The following is a 21,965-nucleotide window of genomic DNA, read 5'->3' on the forward strand; positions in this document are numbered from 1 at the left end:
AGTCAACCGCCACCAGTGGGAGAAGGATCGTTGCTGCACAACTTCAGGGTCTGGGCCGTCGAGAGCGCACGGAAGTCGCTCCCGATGAACTCGCGAGGCCGCGGGATCGCGATCGCGAGCTACCACTCCTACAAGGGCGCGCGCTCCTGGGTGGCCGACACCCGGCAGCTGTTCGCCAAGGTCCCGCAGCGCTCCGCCGGGTTCGAGTCGTACCACGACTTCCTCGCGCAGCAGCGTCGCATCCCGCACGCACCGCTCGAGCGGATGTCGGAGACGCGGTTCGCCGTGGTCGTCGAGTCCACGGACCCGAAGGCCGACCAGGAGACCCGCGAGAGCGTCCAGGGTCAGCGCGGTGACGCGGACGTGCAGGTGGTCGTCGTGCCGCGCGGCACGACGTTCGAGCGCATCCTCGAGCAGACCGACGCCGACTTCTACATGTTCCTGCGCGGTGGGAGCGTGCTGCGCTCGAACGCGTTCACGGACATCGCCCGCCTGCACCGCATCGACCCGGCGCTCCGGCTCATCGTGCTCGACTCCGACCACATCGGCAAGCGCGGCCGTCGGACCTCGCCGCGGTTCCGCCCGATGTGGTCGCCCGAGATGCTCCTCGGCGCGAACTACGTCGGGCGCGCGTTCGCGGCGAGCCGGGCGACCGTCGCCCAGGTGCCGGAGGCGGACCTGTCCGACCGCGGCGTCTGGCGGTTCCTGCTCTCCGCCGACCTCGAGGAGCGCACCGTCGGCAACGTCTCGCGCGTGCTGCTCTCCGAGCGCGTCGACGAGACCGCGTGGCGCGCGCTGCCCGCCGACGCGGCGATGGTGCGCGAGGTGCTCGAGTCGCAGGGCCACACCGTCTCGACGCGACCGCAGGACGGCGTCGTCCGGGTCTCCTTCGAGCCGCAGGCGTGGCCGAAGGTGTCGATCGTCATCCCGACCCGGCACAACCGCGGGAACCTCGACCGCCTGCTGCCGAGCCTGGCCCGCACCGACTACCCCGAGTTCGACGTCACCGTCGTCGACAACGGCGGCGAGACCGAGGAGCGCGCGGCCTGGTACGCGGCCGGCGAGCACGGCATCGTGCCGAAGGTCATCTGGTGGACCGAGACGCCGTTCAACTACTCGCGCGTGAACAACGTCGGCGTGCGCTCGACCGACGGCGACGTCGTGGTGATGCTCAACGACGACACCGAGATCGTCGACCCGACGTGGCTCCGGGACATGGTCGGCATGCTCGAGCGCGACGGCGTCGCGACGGTGGGCATGCAGCACCGCCAGGGCGACGGGCTCATCCAGCACGGCGGCGTGATGGTCGGCCCGAACGGGTTCGCCGACAACCTGTTCACGGGCATGCGTCCCGGGAGCGAGACGCTGCTCGGCTCGACCCGGTGGTACCGCGACTCGCTCGCGGTCACGGGCGCGTGCGTCGCGATCAGCCGCGAGCACTTCGAGGCGGTGAACGGCCTCGACGAGCGCTTCATCCTCACCGGTAGCGACGTCGTGCTCGGCCTCGACCAGATCATCGCGGGCCGCCGCAACGTGGTCATCCCGTTCGACATGGTGCGCCACTACGAGTCGATCACCCGCGGCACCTCGGTGCCGATGGAGGACTTCTACGCCAGCTACTGGCGCTACCACCCGTGGCTCCAGAACGGCGACCCGTACTCGTCGCCGAACGTCTCCCGGCTGTCCGCGGTGCCGCGCTTCGCGAGCACCCGCGACCCGAAGCCGGTCCAGCTCGCCTTCGCGGTGCTCGGTCGGGCCTACACGAAGGTCGCGCAGAGCTCGTCGATCTCCGACGAGGCGAAGTCGCTGCTCGGCGTCGCCTCGATCACGCACGGGACCGTCGAACGCGTGCACGAACTGCACGCCCGGACGACCGGCCCGCGCGCCGTCCGGACGATCAACTGGTTCATCCCGGACGTCGACATGCCGTTCTTCGGCGGCCTGAACACCGCCTTCCGCCTGGCCGACAAGCTGACGCGCGAGCACGGCGTGCACCACCGTTTCATCGCGTACGCGCAGCCGAACGAGGCGTACATCAAGTCCGCCATCGCCGCGGCCTTCCCGTCGCTCGCCGAGTCCGAGGTGATGTTCTACGACGGGTCCGACGAGCAGATCGCCGCGGTGCCCGAGGCGGACGCCGCGATCGCGACGCTCTGGCTGACCGCGATGCACGTCGCGCGCTCGGACAGCGCACCGCGCAAGTTCTACCTCATGCAGGACTACGAGCCCGCGTTCTACCCGGCGTCGAGCATGTTCGCGATGGCCGAGGAGAGCTACCGGCTCGGCCTGTACGGCATCTGCAACACCGAGAGCATGCACCGCATCTACTCGGGGGAGTACGGCGGGAAGTCGATCCCGTTCACGCCGGCCGTCGACCGTTCGATCTACCACCCGGACGGCCGCCGCGAGAAGGGCGAGGACGAGCCCGTCACGATCTTCGCGTACGCCCGCGACCACTTCCGCAACTGCTGGGAGCTCGTCTTCCAGGCGCTCACCGAGATCAAGCGCCGGCACGGCGACGGAGTGCGCATCGTCGCGGCCGGGGCACGGTACCTGCCGCAGAGCGCCGACTTCATCGACATGGGGCTGCTCGACTACCGCGCCACGGGTCGCGTCTACCGCGAGACCGACATCGGGCTCACCATGCAGATCTCGCGCCACCCGTCGTACCTGCCGCTCGAGCTCATGGCGAGCGGTGTGCCGATGGTCGCACCGGACAGCGAGTGGTTCACCTGGCTGTTCCGTGACGACGAGAACTCGCAGCTCACCATGCGGTCGCTCGACGACATGGTGGAGAACCTCGACACGCTGATCCGCGATGCGCAGCTCCGCCGCAAGCTCTCGGCGGGCGCACTGCGCACGATCGACGAGCACCACAGCTCGTGGGACCACGCGCTCGAGCACATCTACCCGTTCCTGGTGGACCCCGAGGGCGTCCTCGCCGAGCAGGCGCCGGCCCAGGCGCCGGCCGGCACGCTCGCGGCAGCCGAGGCCGAGGCCGAAGCGGCAGCGCAGGCGGCACCGGCCGCCGACGCGGCCGACACCGCGGCCAGCAGCACGGACTGACTGACTGACCGGAGCGGATCGACCGGAGCGGTCGCCGACGCGAGCAGCGGGTGGTCGCCCCGGACGCCTTCCCCCTCGGACAGCGTGTGGTCACCCCGGACCCCCCGATCGCGGGATACACGTGGGACTGATGTGAACTCGTGTTATCGCATAGCATCTGACTGTCCATGTCTGCTGGGTCCCGGTCAGCAGGTGATCAGGCGCCGTGTGGACACGCGGCGACGCCCGAAGGGGAAGCACCATGGCAGCGCTGCTGCGATCCATCTGGTTCCGAGGAGCCATCGCGCTCGCGCTCGTCGCGACCGTGGTCGGCGGTCTCGTGGCCGTGCAGTCGAACTCCGCCGGGGCCGCGACGTTCCAGGCCGGCAACATCATCTCGGACGCGAACTTCTACAACGCGAACGCGATGTCGCAGGCGCAGATCCAGTCGTTCCTCGAGGCGAACGAGCCCTCCTGCGGGAACGGCAACTGCCTGCGGCTGAAGCGGACCGACACCTCGTCGCGCTCGGCCGACGCGATGTGCGGTGCCTACCAGGGCGCCGCCGGCGAGCTGACCTCGTCGATCATCTTCAAGGTGCAGCAGTCCTGCAGCATCAGCGCGAAGGCGCTGCTCGTGATCCTGCAGAAGGAGCAGTCGCTCGTCACGATGAGCGCTCCGTCCGACGCGCGTCTGGACCGGGCGATGGGCTACGCCTGCCCGGACAACACCGCGAAGCCCGGGTGGTGCGACCCGGCGTACGCGGGCCTGTACAACCAGATCTACCTCGCCGCGTGGCAGCTCAAGCGCTACGGCAACCCGGCCGGAACGAGCAACTACTTCACCTGGTACCCGATCGGTGTCCCGTCGGCGGTGCGCTTCAACCCGGACCCGGGCTGCGGCTCCAGCCAGGTGACGGTCCAGAACAAGGCGACCGCGGCGCTGTACTACTACACGCCCTACCAGCCGAACGCGAACGTGCTCGCCGGCCGTACCGACAAGGCGTGCGGCGCGTACGGCAACCTCAACTTCTTCACCTACTACTCGAACTGGTTCGGATCGCCGACCGGTGCGTCGCAGCCCTTCGGCAACGTCGAGTCCGTGACCGCCGGCGTCGGGACGGTCAGCGTCGCCGGGTGGACGATCGACCCGGACGCACCGAAGACCCCGACCCAGGTCCACGTGTACATCGACGGCAACGCCGCCGGGGCACTCACCGCGAACCTGGCTCGAGCGGACATCGCCGCGGCGTACCCGGCGAACGGCGCGAACCACGGGTTCTCGGGCACCTTCGGCATCGCGGGCGGGCAGCACCAGGTGTGCCTGTTCTTCATCGACACGCAGGGCGGCGGGAACACCGGCGCGGGCTGCCAGACCGTGGACGTCCCGACGGGCAACCCGATCGGCAACCTGGACTCGGTCACGACGTCCGGCAGCACCGTGACGCTCCGCGGCTGGGCGATCGACCCGGACACGACGGCCTCGATCCCGGTCGACGTCTACGCAGGCGCCCAGGGCCAGCACGCGACGGCGGACCAGTCCCGTCCGGACGTGGCCGCGGCCTACCCGGCCTACGGCGCGGCGCACGGCTTCCAGACGACGATGACCCTGTCGCCGGGGACGTACGACGTCTGCGCCTTCGGCATCAACCAGGGCGCCGGGAGCGCGAACACGACGCTCGGCTGCAAGACCGTCACGATCGCGGCGGCGAGCGGCAACTCGCCCGCCGGTGTGTTCGACTCCGCGACGGCCACCGACGGCGGCATCTCGGTCAGTGGCTGGGCCTTCGACGCGGACGCCACCGGTCCGCTCACCATCCGGTTCACGGTCGGCTCGACGGTCACGACGATGACCACGAACCAGACCCGCAGCGACGTGCAGAAGGTCTACCCGAAGGCCGGCGCAGCGAGCGGCTTCGCGGGCAAGGTCGCCGCCCCGGCGGGAGCGCAGACCGTGTGTGCCACGGCGGTCAACGTCGGATCGGGCAAGGACACCGACCTCGGCTGCAAGACGGTCACCGTGCCGCAGCCGGTCGTCGACCCGGGCACGCCGCCCCGCGGCAACGTCGACTCGGTCGTCGCCGCTCCGGGCGGGATCGCGGTGCGGGGTTGGGCGTTCGACACCGACACGCCGAAGACCCCGCTGACGATCACGGCGACGGTCGGCTCCACCGTGACGAAGATCACGGCGAACGGCACCCGCACGGACGTCGGCAACGCCTACCCGGCGGCCGGATCGGCACACGGGTTCGAGACGACCGTCCCGGCCCGCACCGGGGTCAACCAGATCTGCCTCTCCGCCGGCAACACCGGGACGGGCGGCGACGCCTCCCTGGGCTGCTGGACGGTGACCGTCGCCGACGCCGGCAGCAAGCCGATCGGCTGGTACGACGGGGCCACCGCGGTGTCCGGCGGTGTCCGGGTCTCCGGGTGGGCGTTCGACCCCGACACGGCGAAGCCGATCGCCGTCCGCGCCACCGTCGGTGGGACCACGACGACGATCACCGCGTCCGGCGCGCGGACCGACGTGCCGAAGGCGTACCCGGCCGCGACCGGGACCACCGGGTTCGACGCGACGATCCCGGCGGCGACCGGCACCCAGACCGTCTGCCTCACCGCGGTGAACGACGGGGCCGGCGGTGACACCGACCTCGGGTGCCGCCAGGTCACCGTCGCCGGTGACCCGGGGACCCCGCCGCGCGGGGTCGTCGACTCGGTCAGCGGCGTCGCGGGCGGCATCGCCCTCCGCGGCTGGTCGTTCGACGCGGACACCCCCGCGACGGCGATCACCGTGAACGCGCAGGTCGGCTCCGCGGTCACCCCGCTGACGGCGAACGTCACCCGCACCGACGTCGGGAAGGCCTACCCGGCCGCCGGCGCGCAGCACGGGTTCGAGGCGACGGTGCCGGCGGCCTCGGGCACGCAGCAGCTCTGCGTGACCGCCGTGAACACCGGTGCGGGCGGCAACGTCTCGCTCGGCTGCTTCACGGTCACGGTGCCCTGACCACCGGGCGACCGCTCGACGCACACGGGGACGGCCCCGGTTCCGCGAGGAGCCGGGGCCGTCCCCGTGTGCGTGGCGGTGTCCGGTCGCCCGTTGCGGTGCCGGCCCGTCCGCCCGTGACGGTGTCGGTGGAGCCGCGGCCGCGGCCTTCGCCGCGGGGTGTGGAGTGGGTGGTCCTGGTCCTGGTCCTGGTCCTGGTCCTGGTCCTGGTCGTCGACGTCCCGCCCGTCCGGAGCCGGCGCCGTGCCGCGCTGCCGGGGCCGGTCGGACCCGGGAGGTCTGCCGCGCTCGTGGCGGGCGGTCGGGGGTGGAGCCGGGGTGCCGGGACGTCGGCTCACGGGCGGGCCGGATCCGTGCCTCCCGTGCCGGTGGCGCGTCGGACGACGGCCGGTCCCGTGACGGGTCGGTCAGGGGTGGAGCCGGGGTGTCCGGACGGCCGCTCGCTGACGGGCGGGAGCCGCGCCTCCAGGCCGGAGGCACGGCCGTCCGCCGTCGGCCGGCAGGACGACGGGCGCGAATGGCGGACCGCCGCGCGCCGGTCGTCCGAGGCTCAGCGAGCCTCGTGGCCCGGTGCGGTCCCGTCAGCGGTGACGATCCGCGTGGGAGCGGTGTCCGCGGTGGCGTCGTCCTCGGCGGACGCAGCGGTCGTGGTGGTCGTGCCCGTGCCCAGCGGGCGGTCGTCGTCGACGACCCCGTCGCCGTCGATCGGCAGCGGTGCCACGGGGGCGGCCGCGGCCCGCATCAGCAGGAACCCCCCGACGATCACCGCGAGCGTGAGCACCCCGACCCACACCGGCCAGCCGAGCGGCGGCTGCCACTGCGGCTCGGTCACCATGGCGCGCCAGCCGAGGTGCGCGCCGACGACGTAGCGCTTCAGCGCCCAGATCGAGCTGTGCACGTGCAGGACGGCGAGGGTGGCGAGCATGAGGCCGAACAGCCAGCGCACCCGGGCGTTCGAGAACGCCGTCGGGAACGCGTGGTCCAGGGTGACGCCAGCCGCGATGACCATGCAGGCCAGGAGGGCGAGCACGTAGCGGGCCTGCCAGATGTAGCCGTACTCCGTGACCGCGAACCCCTGCACGACCGGCGGCACGAGGACCATCGCGACCGCCAGGAGCGCGACACCGCGACGGCGACGTCCGCGGCCGAACACGAGCGCCCCGATCGTGAGCGCGAGCATCAGCCCGCCCCACAGCGACACCGTGGACGGGGGAGCGGGGGTGTCGATCCAGCCGAACAGGCCGATGTAGCCGTCGGAGTTCTGGAACGTCAGCGCGAACATGTGCACGAACCCGCGCAGGTGGCTCGTCCCGGCACCGACGTAGGGGATGCCCGGACCGAGGCTGTTGCTGCCGAGGGTCCACGCGAGGCCGGCGATCGCGGCGACGGCGAGCACGGCGGCCGCGATCCACACGGCACGGTCCCGCACGAGTCGGGCCAGGAGCCGGAGGTCGAGGAGCGTGGCGACCGCGACGAGGAGGAGCCAGAGCAAGGCGATGCTGCGCGTGTTCGCGAGCAGTGCGCCGGAGACCGCGACCGCGGCGGCGTGGGACGGCGCGACCCGCGGTGCCCGTCGTTCGGCGATGCGCGTCAGCCAGCAGAAGAGCATGACGGTGGCCGAGATCTCGAGGGCGCTCGGGTTCACCGAGCCGAGGATGAACAGCACCATCGGCGTCACGGCGACGGCGAAGGCGCCGAGGGCCCACGTCCGTGCCCGGAGCCCGGCCAGCGCGACGACGCCGAGGGCCAGGAGCGCGGAGCACCAGAGCAGGCTGGTGCCGCGCATCGCGTAGAGGGCCGCCTTGCCGTCCAGCACGAGGGAGGGCAGGCCGACGACCGCGTAGTAGACGGGGTTGTACGTCCCGGCGCTCGTCGTCGCGGTCCGCTCGGCGTCCGACTCGGTGACGGGCTTCTGGCAGTTCGCCGCGATGCCCGGGTCGAAGGCGAAGCACGCGAGGTCGGTCGTCTGGGCGGCCCAGGCCGGCACCTCGACGTCGCTCGCGCCGCGCTGCACCGACGACTTCGCGCCGACGAACTCCCCGCGGACGACGGCCGCGGCGTGGATCGTGTGCGCGGGCTCGTCCGGCGCGGACTCGAGGGGGCTGGTCATCGCCCAGCTGCCGGCCATCGCCGCGATGACGAGGAACGCCATCAGGAACACCTGCCACCCGGGGCGTCGGGCGCCGGTGGCGCGGGTCCGGTCGGTCGCTCCGAGCGTGGTTCCCGTCATCGGTGTTCCTGTGTCTCCTCACCCGGCGGTCCCCGCCGTCCGCCCACCGGTCGCGGGCCACGCGGAACTCTAGCAGCGACGGGTCCTCGACCCCCGTCCCGGCGGGCGGTGCGGGCCCGGCGCATCGAGCCGACCCGCGGACGCACGGTAGGCCGCCGAGAGCCCGTCGGCTACGATCACTCGGCGTACATCGACGAAGGAGCGGACCGAACAGTGGCCGAACACCAGGACGACGCGTCCGCCCCCAGCGCCCTCGTGGTGGTCCCGACCTACGACGAGGTCGAGAACATCGAGACGGCGATCGCCACCATCCACCAGCACGCACCGCAGGCGCACGTGCTCGTGGTCGACGACGCGAGCCCGGACGGCACGGGCGACCGCGTGGCCGAGCTCGCGCGGACGGACGACCGGCTGCACCTGATGCGGCGCACCGGCAAGCTCGGCCTCGGCACCGCCTACGTGGCGGGCTTCGGCTGGGGTCTCGAGCGCGGCTACGACCTGCTCGTGGAGATGGACGCGGACGGGTCGCACCCGGCCGACCGGCTGCCGGCGCTGCTCCGTGCGGTCGCCGACGCCCCGGCCGACGACGTCCAGCTCGCGATCGGGTCGCGCTGGGTGCGCGGTGGCTCCGTCGTCGACTGGCCGAAGCGCCGTGAGCTGCTCAGCCGGACGGCGAACCTGTACGCCCGGCTCATGCTCCGCGTCGGTGTGCACGACGTCACCGCCGGGTACCGGGTGTACCGCGCGGACGTCCTCCGCCGGATGGACCTCACCGGGGTGGACTCCAAGGGCTACTGCTTCCAGGTCGACATGACCCTGCGCGTGCACGACCTGGGCGGGCGCATCGTCGAGGTGCCGATCCAGTTCCGCGACCGCGTGCTGGGCACCTCGAAGATGGACCGCTCGGTGATCGTCGAGGCGATGCTGCGCGTGACCCAGTGGGGCGTGCAGCGCTGGTTCCGCGGGCGTCGGTGAGCGTTCCCGGCCAGACCGGTCCGGCGTCGCCCGTCGTCGCGACCACGGGCAACCTGGCACGGTCCGCTGCGTGGTCGACCGGTGGGATCGTCGCGCAGGGCGTGGCCCGGCTGGCGTACACCGTCCTGATCGGCCGGGCGCTCGGGTCCGCCGACCTCGGGCACGTCAGCGCCATCCTGTCCCTGTCGATCTTCGCCGCACTCGTGTGGCCCACCGCCGCGGGCAACGCCGCCAGCCGGTTCATCGCGTTCGCGGTGGCGCGGGGCCACGACGACCGCGCGGTCGTGCGGCTCCTCACCCGCACCTGGGCGGTGTCGGTCGTGGTGCTCGGCGCCGTGGCGGTCCCCGTCGCGTGGGGGTGGACGCACGACGGCGTGCTCGCCGCCACGGCCGCCTGGGCCGTCGCCGGGTACGGGGCGTACGCGTACGCCCGCACCGGCACGCTCGGACGGGGCCGCGCACGTCGGGTCGGGATCGCGGACGTCGGCACCGGCGTGCTGTCCGTCGCCGGGCTCGTGGTCGTGCTCGCCCTCGGTGCGGACGCGTTCGTCCTCGTGCCGATCTCCCTCGGGTACACGGTCTTCGCGGTGCTCTGCTGGCCGACGGGTGTCAGCGGCGCGACGGAGCTGCCCCGGACGGGCGTGCTGTCCTTCGCCGCGTGGAACGTCCTCGCGGGCCTCGCCACGAACGGTCTGCTGCAGCTCGCGATGATCAGCGCCGAGGTGTTCGCCGCGCCGGCACAGGTGGGCGTCTACGCGGCGGCCTTCACGATCGCGACCCCGGCCTCCATGGTGGGCCAGGCGGTCAGCCAGATCATCGTCCCGGCCTTCGCGCACGAGGCGGGCAACGGCTCCCTGCGCGACCGGCGCCGGCTCGGGGTGTTCCTGGCCTTCGCGGCGGGCTGCCTGGTGCTCTTCGGCGCGGTCGCGGCCCTCGCCGGGATCGTCATGCCGCTGTTCTACCCGGAGCAAGGCGTCGCCGCGGTGCCGGTGCTGCGCGGGCTGCTCGTCGGCGTGTACGTCTTCACGATCGCCCTCGTCCCCGCCGCGTTCCTGCTCGCCGCGGGGCGCTCGGGCGAGGTCGCGGTGGCGTCGCTCACCGGGCTCGTGGTCGGCGTCGTCGTGATCCTGCTCGCGGCCCCGGCGTCGCCGCTGACCGCCGGGACGACGGGGTTCGTCGTCGGGTCGGTCGTCAGCCTGGTCGCGCTCGTCGTGGTCGGCCTGCGGGCCGGACCTGCCGGAGCAGTCCGGCGGGACTGATCCGGCACCGGCGGGACGCTTCCGCGCCGGTGCACGCCGACGGTTCCCCGCCGGTGCGCAGTGACGGCCCGCCGGTGTAGCGGGGACGCGCCGGTGCCGCGGTGCCGAGCCCGCGCGGCGAGGACTCAGACGAACCGGCGGACGACGCCCCAGTAGGCGCGCATCACTGCCTGCAGGACCCCGGCACCCGGGGGGAGCGGGAACACCTGCTGGTCGAGCGTCGCCGTGAGCAGGCGCGCCATGCGGCGGTCGTCGACCACGGCCGCGGCCTCGACCCGGGCACGGCGCTCGACGAGCCACTGCCGGTTGTCGCGGATCCAGCGCCGGGCCTCGTGGTGCTGCGGACCCCAGCCCTGTGCGCGGGCGACGACTCCCATCGCGAGCCCGATCGCCCACGCGGGCAACGCGGTGGCTGCTCGCAGGCGCGGGCCGTAGAGCGTGGCCAGGAAGATGCGGCGGTTGCGCTCGAGCAGGAACATCTTGCGGGCGTTCCGGCTGAACTCGTAGTGGTGCAGCACGACCGCGTCGGGGACGAACACCACGCGGAGCCCGAGCTGCCAGGTGCGCCAGCTGAGGTCGACGTCCTCGTGGTAGGCGAAGTAGGTGTCCTCGAACCCGCCCACACGCTCCCAGAGCTCGCGTCGGAGCACCAGGCCCGCACCCGACGCGGACGCGATGTCCTGCTCCGTGGTGTGCGCGCTCGCGGGCTCGCCGTACGCGCCGGCCCAGCTGAGGCCGACCACGTGGACCGGGTTCCCCGCGGAGTTCATGGTGTCGGGACGGTCGGCGAGCCGGATGCTGCCGCTCGCTATGCCGACGTCGGGGCGGGCCGCCACCCGGACGAGTGCGGCGAGGGCGTCGGGCCGGACCTCGGCGTCGGAGTTCACGAGCCCGAGGTACGTCGTCGTGACGCCCTCGGCACCCAGGTTGACGCCGCCGGCGAATCCGAGGTTCTCGTCCGGCGTGCGGACGGTCAGACGGGGGTCGTCCGGCAGGGTCCGCACGGCGTCCGAGGTGCACCCGTTGTCGACGAGCACGATCGAGACGTCCACGCCCTCGGAGTCGAGCACCGAGCGGACGGCGGCGTGCAGGACGGGTTCGTCACCGTACGCCAGCATGACGACGGTGACGTCCGGAGCGGTCATGCGTCGTGGTCCGTGCCCGCGCGCCCGGTCGGTGCGTCGGCGGGCAGCGCGACGCGCTCACGGGTGACGGACGGCGACCCCGCTACGGGAGCCGCGGCGGGGCCGGCCACGACCGGTGCGGAGGTGTCCGTGGGGACGGTTCCGGCGGCACGGCGCTCGAGCCGACCGATCCGCTCCTCGAGCAGGGCGCTCTCCTCGGCCAGCACGCGGGTCTTGTCCTCGAGCACGGTGAGCTCGGCGCTCTGCGACACCGACACCATGAAGAGCAGCACGAGGCAGACGAAGAAACCGAGGTTCGTCGGCACCGAGAAGCCGAGGGCGGCGGCGGTCCCGACGAGCAGCCCCGGGAAGACCGCGACGACGAGGGCCACCACGCCGGCCACGATCCACCAGAGCGCGTGGCGCTCGCGGAGCCGGCGACGACGGAGCAGCTCGACGACCGCCACCAGGACGAGCAGGGCGACGACGATGCCGAAGACGTAGGTGGTGACGTTCACGAGCCGGGCACCTCCACCGTGCGCAGGGAGAGTCGGGGGCGCCACAGGGCGACGACGAGGGCCATCGCGGCACGACCGAGGTAGATCATCGCCTTGAACGGCGCGTGCGAGGGCGTTCCGCCGGCCCGGACGCGCATCGCGACCGGGATCTGCTCGATCGAGCAGCCGGCGCGGGCGGCGAGCACGAGGGACTCGACCGTGTCGCCGAGGTACTCGGCGGGGTAGTGCTCGGCGAACAGCTCGAGGGCGCGGGGACCGGCGCCCCGGAAGCCGGACGTGGTGTCGGTCAGCTTCGTGCCCGCGATGCGGGACACCACCGACGCCAGGACGACCATCGCCCACCGGCGCGGCCCGCGGGTCTCGTAGTCGCCGACTCCGGCGAAGCGCGCGCCGATCACGACGTCCTTGCGCTGCAGCGCGTCGAGGATCTGTGGCACGCCGGACGGGTCGTGCTGACCGTCGGAGTCGACCTGGACGGCGTAGCGGAAGCCGTTCGCGACGGCGTACTTGAAGCCCGCGCGCATCGCGCCGCCGACGCCGAGGTTGAACGGCAGGTCGAGGACCGTCGCGCCCGCACGTCGCGCCACCGCGGCCGTGTCGTCGGCCGAACCGTCGTTGACGACGAGGACGGTGGCCCCGGGCAGCGCTGCCTGGACCTCGCGCACCACGTCGCCGACCACCGCGCTCTCGTTGAACGCGGGCATGACGATGAGCGTCTGCTGGAGCAGGGACATGCCGACGATGCTACCAACCGCGGGCGAGCCGCCGGGCGCGCCGGGGACCGTCACGCGGGGTGCACCGGGGCGTCGTCGTCGCGGTCGCCAGCGGCACGACCGGACACGCCGACGGGCACGCCGTCCGCCGCGTGGTCGGACACCCGTTCGGACGCACCGTGCACACCGGAAGCACCGGAAGCACCGGAAGCACCGGAAGCACCGGAAGCACCGGGCGCACCGTGCCCACCGCGCGCCTCGGGTGCACCGGGCGTCCCGTCGGCCACGGGCCGCGCACCCGGCCGGTCGGTCGCGACGCTGCCGACCCGGAAGAACACCACCGCGAACGCGACGAGCAGCGCCGCTCGACCCCAGATGCCGACCGCCATCGCCTGGTTCGCCCACGTCGAGGTGCCGATGCCGACGGCGATGTAGAACGTGTTGCGGAAGAACCCGACGAACGCGCAGATGTCCGCCACCAGGTACGCGGCGATCCACCACCCGCCGATCCGTACGACGACGAAGAACGGCAGCAGCCACAGCACGTACTGCGGCGAGGCCACCTTGTTGCACACCATGTAGACGGCCAGCAGTGCGGCCGCCGACTCGATCCACGGCGTCGTGCCCCGGCGGAGCGCGAGCACGACCGTGACGACGAGCACCGCGAGGATACCGATCGCGGTCGTCACGGTGGACAGGGTGCCCATCAGCGTCTGGAAGGAGCCTTCCGGGGCCATCGACCAGGGCATCAGGCCGTAGAACCAGATCGACATCGTCGACGGGCTGATCGGGCGGCCGGCCTGGAACCGGAACACCGAGAGCCACCCGTCCAGGTTGATCAGCGCGAACGGCACGTTCGCCGCGAGGACGACCCCGATCCCGCTGCCGAGCGCGGCGACGGTGCGCTTGACGCGCGCGGCGAGGGCCACGTCGCGGTCGAGCAGCGCCGCGATCGCCAGCGGGGCGAGGAACATCAGCGGGTAGAGCTTGAACGCGCCGCCGAGGCCGAAGGCCAGGCCCGCCACGGCGTACCGGGTGGTCGTGGACCAGCGTGCGGGCGGACGGACGACGGCGACCAGACCGACGACCGTGCAGACCACCGGAAGCAGGTCCCAGTTCGAGACCGCGTAGAGCGCGAGCGGGGGCGTCGCCGCCCAGATCCAGGCGCGGCGCCCGGCGATGCGGGCGAGCAGGAGCGTCACGACGACGACGATCACGACCGCGACGGCCGCCGTGACGACGAGGAAGCCCCGCGCCGTGTCCACCGGCAGCGCGGTCAGCCAGATCCAGACGCCGGTCAGGGTCGGGTACTCGACGGTGCCGTTGCCGATGTCCGACCCGGTGACGTACGGGAACACGTGCGAGGCGAGCTGCCGGACGTCCCACAGGAACTCGACGTCCGAGAAGCAGCCGAAGCGCGACACCACGGCGTCGCGGGGCAGCACCGAGGGCGCGGTGTCCGTGCACGGCAGCTTGAGCAGCAGGTTCAGCACGGTCAGGACGGCGGCCACCACGCACATGGCGAGACGTTCAGGAAGTCGGGGGTGCACCCGGACACGGTACCCGCCACCGTCGCGGTCGTGGGACGCGACGGACGGGAGGCACGGTGGCGGCCCGGTGTCGCGCCTCCCGTCCGGTGGGTGGTCGCCACCACCGGACGGGAGGCACGGTGCCGGACCGGTGTCGCGCCTCCCGGCCGGTGGGTGGTCGCGATCACCCACCGGAGCGCGCGGTCATGCGGGGTGGTCGGGACGCGGCAGGTGCCGCCGCCAGGAGCGGCGGCGCGCCGCGACCACCAGGACGGTCGTGAAGAGCATGAGCCCCGCCCCGTGCAGCAGGTAGCTCTCGGCGGTGCTCGTCACCCCGAGGAGCACGAGGATCGCGGCCGGCCAGACGTACGCCACCCCCGGGAAGGTCGTCGCGGTGACCCAGGCCCGGGCGAACGCGAGCAGCGCGGTGGCGAGCAGGACGAGCATGCCGGCGAGCCCGATCTGGAGCCACGCGTCGACGAACGCGTTGAGCCCGGAGGTGAAGCGTTCGCCCGTCGGCCCGATGAACGTCGAGTAGGGCACGACGGCCTCGTGCGGCCAGGTCCCGACCCAGCCCCATCCCTGGACCGGGTACTGGTCGACGAGCACGCGGATCTGCTGCCAGAGCTGGAGCCGCGTCGCGCTGCCGCCAGCCGCCCCGATCTCGGCGAGGATCCGGTGCCGGGCGATCACCCCCACGACCGCCATGCCGACCACGACCGCGCCGAGCACGGTGTTCGCCACCGGCCGGGTGCGGGGCCGGGCGTGCCGGAGCGCCCACAGGGCGAGCGCGGTCACGGCGAGGGCGATCATCGCGAGCCCGGTGATCGGCGACTGCACGAGCATGAGGGCGATCACCGCGAGCGCGGTGGACGCGACGGCACGCCACGTCGTCACGGAGCGGGTGAGGAACTCCACGACGAAGGTGACCAGCGCCACCGCGGCGACGAAGCCCATGAAGTTGCGGGTGCCGCCGATGCCCTGGATGGGACCGCCGTACGCGATGGCGCCCTGGATGTCGAACGCGGGGAAGGGCACGTCGAGGACGAGCCCGGACAGCACCTCGAGCCCGAGTGCGACGACGAGCAGGATGCGGAAGGCGTCGCCCGCGGCGCGGATCACCTGCACGAGGTCGCGGCCGAGCGCCAGGTAGAGCCCGAGCCCGACGAAGCCGACCATCGCCACGAAGCCGCGGAGCGCCACCCAGGAGTACGGGCTCCAGAGCACGCTGAGCGCGCAGTACCCGACGAGCGCCAGGAGCGAGAGCGGCAGGACGCCGTGCCACTCGATGCGGTAGCGCTGTCCGAGCAGGCTCAGGCCGGCGAGCACGACGAGCGTGACGAGCACGGCCCAGGTGCCGGCGCTCCCGACGAGGACGCGCACGGTCGGCTCCCCGAACGCGAACAGGACGATCACGGTCGCGAGGGCCTGGCTGAACCGCCCGCCCGCCGAGAACCCGATCCAGGCGGACAGGTAGCGGCGCGCGAGCGCCCGCCTGCCCACCCTGATGTTCGTCACGGTCCCATCCTCTCGCACTGCTCTGCGAGGTTCCGACGGCGGCCGGGGACGGCGGACGCGGCGGAGCATCGCGGAGCGTCGATATAGCGGCATGCGATATCGCGACTATGTTCGATCGTCGATGAAGCGCACGCAGCAGACCCTGACGACCACCCTCGCCGCCGTGGTCGTGGCCGTCCTGGCGACCGCGTACGCCTGGTACCGGCTCGGACCCGTCGCCCGCGCCACCGTGTGGGCCGAGGACGGCGACGTGTTCTTCGCCGAGCACCTGCGGTACGGCTCGGTGGGGTCCCTGCTGCACCCGTACGCCGGCTACCTGCACCTGCTGCCGCGGCTCGTCGTCGACCTGGCCGTGCACCGGCCGATCGAGCAGTACGCCGTCACGGTCTCCGGGGCCAGCTGCGTGATCGCCGGGATCGTGTGCGCCGCCGTCTTCGTGCTCGCGAAGGACGTCGTGCCGGCGTGGCCGCTGCGGCTCGTGCTCGCCGTGGTGCCGGTCATCGTGCCGATCGCGCCGATCGAGGTGCTCGGGAACGCCGCGAACCTGCACTGGCTCATGCTCCTGCTCGTGCCGTGGCTCTTCACCGCCCGGGTCCGCACCTGGTGGGCGTCCGCCGCTGTCGCGGTCCTCGCCGCCGTCGCCGTGCTCACCGAACCGCAGACGCTGCTGTTCGTGCCGCTCCTGGTCGTGGCGTGGTGGCGGACGCCGCGGACGGCGGAGGACGAGGGGGCCCGGCGACGGGTCGTCACCGCGCTGCCGGTCACGGTCGTGACCGTCGTCGGGCTCGCGATGCAGGTCGTCACGGCGCTCACCACCGACCGTCCGACGGCGGCCGGGAACCCCGCCGTCGCGGACGTCGTGCAGGGCTACCTGTTCGAGCCGCTCGCGGGCACGTTCCTCAAGGAGTCGTTCCGGGTGGCCGGCGCCGTCATCGCGCACGGCCCGGTCGTCCTCCTCGTGCCGATCGTCGGGATCGCCGTCGTGCTCGTCGGGGGACTCGTCGCCGGGTCCTGGCGCGCACGCGTCCAGATCGTCGCGCTCGTGGTCGGCTCGGTCGGCACCTGGACCGCGGCCCTCGAGGCCAACAGCTCGGGCGACCGCGGGTGGAGCCAGCCGAACGGCCTGTTCGCCGCGACCATGAGCGCCCCGACGCGGTACGCGGCACCCGCGGCCATGCTGCTCACCGCGGCCCTCGTCGTCGCCGCAGCGGTCCTGATCGGCCCGCGACCGGCCCTGCGGTCCGGCGCGCTGCGGCTGGTCGACCGCAACCGTGTGCTCCGCATCGTCGCCGCGGTCGTCGGCTGGGGTGCGATCGCGGTCGTGGTCGCGGCGGCCGTCGGCTCGGCGGCCCCGGGGCTGTCCTACCGCAGCGACGGACCCGCGTGGCGCCCGCAGCTCGAGCAGCAGACGGCGCTCTGCCGCGCCGACCCGTCCGGCGCGGCGGTCGTGCAGAACGCCCCGAAGGCCCTCGACCGGGTCTGGCAGACGAGCGTGCCCTGCGTGCTCGTCGTCGTCGACCGCTGACGGGCACCTTCCCTGGCACGACCTGACCTGGCCGGTCCTGGCCCGGCGGGGCCCGGCGAGGCCAGGACCGGCAAGGCCTGTCCTGGCCTCGGTGCTCGGTGCTCGGTGCTCGGTGCTCGGGCCCTCGCCCGTGCCGCGCTCGCGGTCAGCGCGCTCCGGCCTGACGGAAGGCGCGTGCGGCCCGCGGCGTGCGCGGCCCGTCGCCGACCGAAGCCGGCTCCTCGCCGACGAGCACGTTCCGGGTCTTGACCGCGAGCACCGCGAACAGCACCCAGTTGCCCTGGTAGAGCAGGCGGGACTCGGCGACCGACTGCACGAGCAGCGCGACCACGACGAGCAGCGGGAAGAGCGACACCGGGTCGAACGGCCGCGGGCGCAGGTCCGGACCGAAGGCGACCCGGGTGGCGCTCGACCACGACCGCAGCAGCGTGGTCAGGACGTACGCGACGAACAGCACCAGGCCGACGACACCGGTCTGCATCCACACGTCCAGGTAGGCGTCGTGTGCCTGCAGGTAGGTGACGCCGTTGCGGTGCGCGATGTCGGCGAGCTCGGGGATGTTCGGCCACCAGTAGCCGATCCACCCCGACCCGACCACCGGGTGCCGGGCGACCAGGCCGAGCACGGCGTCCCAGATCTCACCCCGCCCGGTCAGGTCCGAGGTCTTGCCGAGCAGGCCGGTGAGGGCGCTGCGCGCTGCGACCCCACCCGCGACGACCACCACGGCGACGACCGCGAGCAGGAGGTACCGCGGCGTCCGGCGCTCGGTGGGGACCCGGCGCAGCCACACCGCCACCAGCGCGGCCAGCACGACGGCCACGGCCGCGACGAGCACCGTCGACGAACGGGTGAGTCCGAGCACGACGACCGCGAGCGCGAGCCAGACGAGCCCGCGGGACCGGCCGATCCGCCCCTCGGCGAGCTGCACCGCGACCGCGACGGCGGCGAGCAGGGCGACCATCGCGAGCAGGTTGGCGTTGCCCGGCAGCCCCTGGATGCGCCCGCCGGTCAGGAGCTCGGCGCGCGAGAAGTAGAAGGCGTCGGGGATCTTCCGGTCGCCGTAGTCCGTCCAGATCGGCGCGATCGGGTGCCGCACCACGACGGCCACGACCGCCTCGAACACGAGCGACAGGCCGAGCACCCAGCGCATCGCGACCGAGACCGCGTCGAGCAGGCGGCGCCAGCTCAGGGTCGAGGCGATCGCGAAGGCCACCACGACGCAGACGACCTGGGCGACCATGCTCGCGAGCGTCGCGGGGCGCCAGTGCGACCAGGCGACCGTGACGAGGCACCACGCCAGGAAGAACCAGAGCGACCGGGGCGTACGGGCGATCGGGGGCCGTGCGCGGACCACGACCGACACGCCCCAGGCCGCCTCGAGCGCCCACACGGCGGCGGCCCCGTACCAGGTGAGCACGTTCGGCACGGCGTCGCCGGCGAAGAGGGTGCCGACCACCGCGACGGCGAGGGCGAACGCCTCGCGCTCGGACACGGTCCCGCGGGCGATCGGCCAGGTGTTCGTCACGGCGACAGGCTACCGCCGCTCGTCGGGCGGTCGGGGCGTCCCGGTACGCTCGGGGCATGTTCCTCGGCATCACCAACACCCCGCGCGACTACGCCTGGGGATCGACCACCGCGATCCCCGAACTCCTCGGGCGCACGGTCACCGGAGTGCCCCAGGCCGAGCTCTGGCTCGGTGCGCACGCCGGGAGCCCGAGCGTGGTGGTGAACCCGGCGATGGTCGGCGGCGCGGACACCCTGCGCGAGTGGATCGCCGCGGAGCCCGAGGACGCCCTCGGACCGGACCGCACCGGCCTGCCCTTCCTGCTCAAGCTCCTCGCCGCCGCGGCACCGCTGTCGCTCCAGGCGCACCCCACGCCGGCGCAGGCGCGCGAGGGCTACGACCGCGAGGAGGCAGCGGGCATCCCGCTCGACGACCCCGCGCGCAACTACAAGGACCCGTTCCCGAAGCCCGAGCTCGTCGTCGCCCTGAGCGAGCGGTTCGAGGCGCTCAGCGGGTTCCGGCCGGTCGCCGACACCGTCGCCGACGTCGAGGCGCTCGACGGCGGGACCGGTCGGCTCGGTCCGCTCCTGGTGCACCTGGCGCACGGGCTCGAGGACACCGTGCGCTGGCTCGAGACCGCGGACGCGTCGGCGCTCGCCGTGGTGCAGGCCGCGAGCGACCTCGCCGCGGCCCTGCCGGAGGACGCGCACACCCCGAACACCCGCACGGTCCGGGACCTCGCGGCGACCTGGCCGGGGGACCCGGGCGTCGTCGTGTCCCTGCTCATGCACCGCGTGACGCTCCCCGCGGGCGAGGCGATGTACCTGCCGGCCGGGAACGTCCACGCGTACCTCGACGGCCTCGGCATCGAGCTGATGGCCCCCTCGGACAACGTGCTCCGCGGTGGGCTCACCCCCAAGCACGTCGACGTCCCGGAACTCCTCCGGGTGCTCGACTTCACCGCGCACCCGGCGCCGCTGCTCGAACCCGAGCACCTCGCGCCGGGCGTCGACCGGTTCGCCCCGGACGGCGTGGGCTTCGCGCTCCTGCGGGTCACGGGCGAGGGTCGTCCGGTCGGGCTCGCCACGGGCGGGGTGGCCCCGCTCTCGGGCCCGTCGATCGCGGTGTGCACCGCGGGTGTGGTGACGCTCGTCGGCGCGACCTCGGCGACCCTGCTCCGCCAGGGCGAGGCGTGCTACGTCACGCCGGACGAGGGCGACGTCACGGTCGAGGCGGACGCCGGCTCGGGTCTGACCTCCACCGTCTTCATCGCGACGGGTGCGTGATCCCGCAGCCACGGGACCACGCGTGCGTGGACACGCACGCCGGTGCGGCCGGGGGACACCAGCCGGTCCGCTAGCGTGACGAGCATGAGTTGGCTGGTCACCGGCGGTGCCGGGTACATCGGGTCCCACGTCGTCCGCGCGCTGCGCGCCGCCGGCATCGACACGGTCGCGTTCGACGACCTGTCGAGCGGCTTCCGTGCGTTCGTCCCCGAGGACGTGCCGTTCGTCGAGGGCACGATCCTCGACGGCGACCTGGTCGCCAGGACGCTCCGCGAGCACGACGTCACCGGCGTCGTGCACGTCGCGGGCTTCAAGTACGCGGGCGTCTCGGTCGAGCGCCCCCTGCACACCTACGAGCAGAACGTGACCGGCATGACGACGCTGCTCCGAGCGATGGCCGAGCAGGGCGTCACGAAGGCCGTCTTCTCGTCGAGTGCCGCGGTGTACGGCACGCCGGACGTCGAGACGGTCGTCGAGTCCACGCCGAAGGCCCCGGAGTCGCCCTACGGCGAGTCGAAGCTCATCGGCGAGTGGCTGCTGCGCGACATGGAGGTCGCCGCGGGCTTCGCCACCACCTCGCTCCGCTACTTCAACGTCGTCGGGTCGGGGGAGCCGGACCTGTACGACGCGAGCCCGCACAACCTCTTCCCGCTCGTGTTCGACGCCCTGCTCGCCGGTCGCACCCCGCGGATCAACGGCGACGACTACGCGACCCCGGACGGCACGTGCGTGCGCGACTACGTGCACGTCGCCGACCTCGCCCACTCGCACGCGGTGGCCGCACGCAAGCTCGAGGCGGGGGAGCCCCTGGAGCGTGCGTACAACCTCGGCAGTGGCGACGGCGTGAGCGTCCGGCAGATCATGGACGCGATGGCGACCGGCACCGGCATCGCGTTCGAGCCCGAGGTGGCCCCGCGGCGTCCGGGCGACCCGGCCCGCATCGTCGCGACGGGTGAGGCGGCGGCCCGCGACCTCGAGTGGTCGATGCGCCACACGCTCGACGAGATGGTCAGCAGTGCGTGGGAGGCCCGGCGCCGGATCGGCTGAGCCGCGTGCGCGACCGCGTCGACGACACCGCCGCGGACCGTCCGCCCGGGCCCGGTGTTGTCCCCCGATCGGCGGACAGATCGACCGCGACACGCCCGTACGGGGGACATGACACGCCGGATCGGTCAGTGCCTCCTATGATCCGCGACTTGACTCTCGGGAATCACACCGCTGTAATTACAGCAGCGACCACGTGTCGAACGTGGTCCGCAGCCGAGACGTCAGGGGTGATCAGGGTGAACAGCGCCGAATTCCACACCGGAGTGCCGGAGGACTGGCACGTCGACCCGGTGGCCCTCGGGGTCCCCGGGGTCCGACGAGCCGACGCCGACGAGGAGAACCCGCTCTCCTGGCAGGTCGACTCGCTCTGCGCGCAGACCGACCCGGAGGCGTTCTTCCCCGAGAAGGGCGGCTCCACGCGCGAGGCCAAGAAGATCTGCGGATCCTGCGAGGTCCGGACGCAGTGCCTCGAGTACGCGCTCGAGAACGACGAACGCTTCGGCATCTGGGGCGGACTGTCGGAGCGCGAGCGCCGCAAGCTGCGCCGTCGCGCCTAGGCGGACCACCCCACCGCCACCCGGCCGGGAGGCACGGTGCGCGCCCGCCCCGCACCGAGCGGTGACCAGGTGCACAGGTTCACGGCGCGCCGTCGTCGCGGACCGGCGCCGCGCCTCCAGACCGTAGAGTGACG

15 protein-coding genes are annotated in these 21,965 nt (G+C 73.0%); 8 read left to right on the plus strand and 7 right to left on the minus strand.

Going from position 1 to position 21,965, the window contains the following annotated elements; genetic code table 11:
• Positions 1–30: 30 nt before the first annotated feature.
• Both BEP24_RS04335 and BEP24_RS04340 read left to right on the plus strand, forming a co-directional pair.
• A complete protein-coding gene (locus BEP24_RS04335; RefSeq protein WP_065960664.1) occupies positions 31–3,066 on the plus strand; it encodes a glycosyltransferase in 3,036 nt (1,011 codons plus the stop codon).
• A 241-nt stretch (positions 3,067–3,307) separates the two neighbouring features.
• Complete coding sequence (locus tag BEP24_RS04340) at positions 3,308–6,046, plus strand: hypothetical protein (protein WP_065960666.1); 2,739 nt, start codon at positions 3,308–3,310, stop codon at positions 6,044–6,046.
• A gap of 550 nt (positions 6,047–6,596) precedes the next feature.
• Here BEP24_RS04340 and BEP24_RS04345 read toward each other — a convergent pair.
• Positions 6,597–8,276, minus strand: coding sequence for a DUF2142 domain-containing protein (locus BEP24_RS04345; RefSeq protein WP_065960668.1), 1,680 nt, complete (start codon positions 8,274–8,276; stop codon positions 6,597–6,599).
• Positions 8,277–8,489: 213 nt separating this feature from the next.
• On the opposite strand from BEP24_RS04345, the gene BEP24_RS04350 reads away from it, so the two are divergent.
• Both BEP24_RS04350 and BEP24_RS16865 read left to right on the plus strand, forming a co-directional pair.
• Positions 8,490–9,251, plus strand: a complete 762-nt coding sequence (locus tag BEP24_RS04350; protein ID WP_216093102.1) for a polyprenol monophosphomannose synthase — start codon at positions 8,490–8,492, stop codon at positions 9,249–9,251.
• Complete coding sequence (locus BEP24_RS16865) at positions 9,248–10,510, plus strand: lipopolysaccharide biosynthesis protein (RefSeq protein ID WP_141693348.1); 1,263 nt, start codon at positions 9,248–9,250, stop codon at positions 10,508–10,510. Before BEP24_RS04350 ends, BEP24_RS16865 begins: the two co-directional genes overlap by 4 nt.
• 125 nt (positions 10,511–10,635) lie before the next feature.
• Here BEP24_RS16865 and BEP24_RS04360 read toward each other — a convergent pair whose 3' ends face one another.
• The 5 genes from BEP24_RS04360 to BEP24_RS04380 form a co-directional block, all read right to left on the minus strand.
• Complete coding sequence (locus tag BEP24_RS04360) at positions 10,636–11,655, minus strand: glycosyltransferase family 2 protein (RefSeq protein WP_065960671.1); 1,020 nt, start codon at positions 11,653–11,655, stop codon at positions 10,636–10,638.
• Entirely contained in the window at positions 11,652–12,152 is a 501-nt protein-coding gene (locus BEP24_RS04365; protein ID WP_065960673.1) for a DUF2304 domain-containing protein, read from the minus strand. Before BEP24_RS04365 ends, BEP24_RS04360 begins: the two co-directional genes overlap by 4 nt.
• Positions 12,149–12,886 carry a glycosyltransferase family 2 protein gene (locus BEP24_RS04370; protein WP_065960675.1) on the minus strand — a complete coding sequence of 246 codons (738 nt, stop codon included), beginning with the start codon at positions 12,884–12,886 and terminating at the stop codon, positions 12,149–12,151. The genes BEP24_RS04365 and BEP24_RS04370 overlap by 4 nt, the downstream gene beginning before the upstream one ends.
• Before the next feature lie 50 nt (positions 12,887–12,936).
• Positions 12,937–14,385 carry a DUF2029 domain-containing protein gene (locus BEP24_RS04375; protein WP_065960677.1) on the minus strand — a complete coding sequence of 483 codons (1,449 nt, stop codon included), beginning with the start codon at positions 14,383–14,385 and terminating at the stop codon, positions 12,937–12,939.
• A gap of 213 nt (positions 14,386–14,598) precedes the next feature.
• Entirely contained in the window at positions 14,599–15,912 is a 1,314-nt protein-coding gene (locus BEP24_RS04380) for an O-antigen ligase family protein (RefSeq protein ID WP_139197499.1), read from the minus strand.
• Positions 15,913–16,033: 121 nt separating this feature from the next.
• Between BEP24_RS04380 and BEP24_RS04385 the strand changes: the two genes are divergently transcribed.
• On the plus strand, positions 16,034–17,437 hold the full coding sequence (locus BEP24_RS04385; protein ID WP_083230071.1) for a hypothetical protein: 1,404 nt from the start codon (positions 16,034–16,036) through the stop codon (positions 17,435–17,437).
• A 145-nt stretch (positions 17,438–17,582) separates the two neighbouring features.
• On the opposite strand, the gene BEP24_RS04390 is transcribed toward BEP24_RS04385, so the two are convergent.
• On the minus strand, positions 17,583–18,962 hold the full coding sequence (locus BEP24_RS04390) for an O-antigen ligase family protein (RefSeq protein ID WP_065960680.1): 1,380 nt from the start codon (positions 18,960–18,962) through the stop codon (positions 17,583–17,585).
• A gap of 56 nt (positions 18,963–19,018) precedes the next feature.
• On the opposite strand from BEP24_RS04390, the gene manA reads away from it, so the two are divergent.
• The 3 genes from manA to BEP24_RS04405 all read left to right on the plus strand — a co-directional run bounded on the left by manA (position 19,019) and on the right by BEP24_RS04405 (position 21,831).
• Positions 19,019–20,227, plus strand: a complete 1,209-nt coding sequence (gene manA / locus BEP24_RS04395; protein WP_065960681.1) for a mannose-6-phosphate isomerase, class I — start codon at positions 19,019–19,021, stop codon at positions 20,225–20,227.
• A gap of 84 nt (positions 20,228–20,311) precedes the next feature.
• Entirely contained in the window at positions 20,312–21,274 is a 963-nt protein-coding gene (galE, locus tag BEP24_RS04400; RefSeq protein WP_065960709.1) for a UDP-glucose 4-epimerase GalE, read from the plus strand.
• 236 nt (positions 21,275–21,510) lie between these two features.
• A complete protein-coding gene (locus BEP24_RS04405) occupies positions 21,511–21,831 on the plus strand; it encodes a WhiB family transcriptional regulator (RefSeq protein WP_083230072.1) in 321 nt (106 codons plus the stop codon).
• The last annotated feature ends 134 nt before the right edge of the window (positions 21,832–21,965 follow it).

Source organism: Curtobacterium sp. UCD-KPL2560 (assembly GCF_001705035.1).
In the GTDB taxonomy this organism is placed as follows: Bacteria; Actinomycetota; Actinomycetes; order Actinomycetales; family Microbacteriaceae; genus Curtobacterium.

Bases quoted from the DNA above. Each gene is read 5' to 3' on its own strand.
- BEP24_RS04340 (WP_065960666.1), top strand. From the start codon at position 3,308: ATGGCAGCGCTGCTGCGATCCATCTGGTTCCGAGGAGCCATCGCGCTC.
- galE (WP_065960709.1), top strand. From the start codon at position 20,312: ATGAGTTGGCTGGTCACCGGCGGTGCCGGGTACATCGGGTCCCACGTC.
- BEP24_RS04375 (WP_065960677.1), bottom strand. From the start codon at position 14,385: ATGTGCGTGGTGGCCGCCGTCCTGACCGTGCTGAACCTGCTGCTCAAG.
- BEP24_RS04345 (WP_065960668.1), bottom strand. From the start codon at position 8,276: ATGACGGGAACCACGCTCGGAGCGACCGACCGGACCCGCGCCACCGGC.
- BEP24_RS04360 (WP_065960671.1), bottom strand. From the start codon at position 11,655: ATGACCGCTCCGGACGTCACCGTCGTCATGCTGGCGTACGGTGACGAA.
- BEP24_RS04370 (WP_065960675.1), bottom strand. From the start codon at position 12,886: ATGTCCCTGCTCCAGCAGACGCTCATCGTCATGCCCGCGTTCAACGAG.
- BEP24_RS04385 (WP_083230071.1), top strand. From the start codon at position 16,034: ATGAAGCGCACGCAGCAGACCCTGACGACCACCCTCGCCGCCGTGGTC.
- manA (WP_065960681.1), top strand. From the start codon at position 19,019: ATGTTCCTCGGCATCACCAACACCCCGCGCGACTACGCCTGGGGATCG.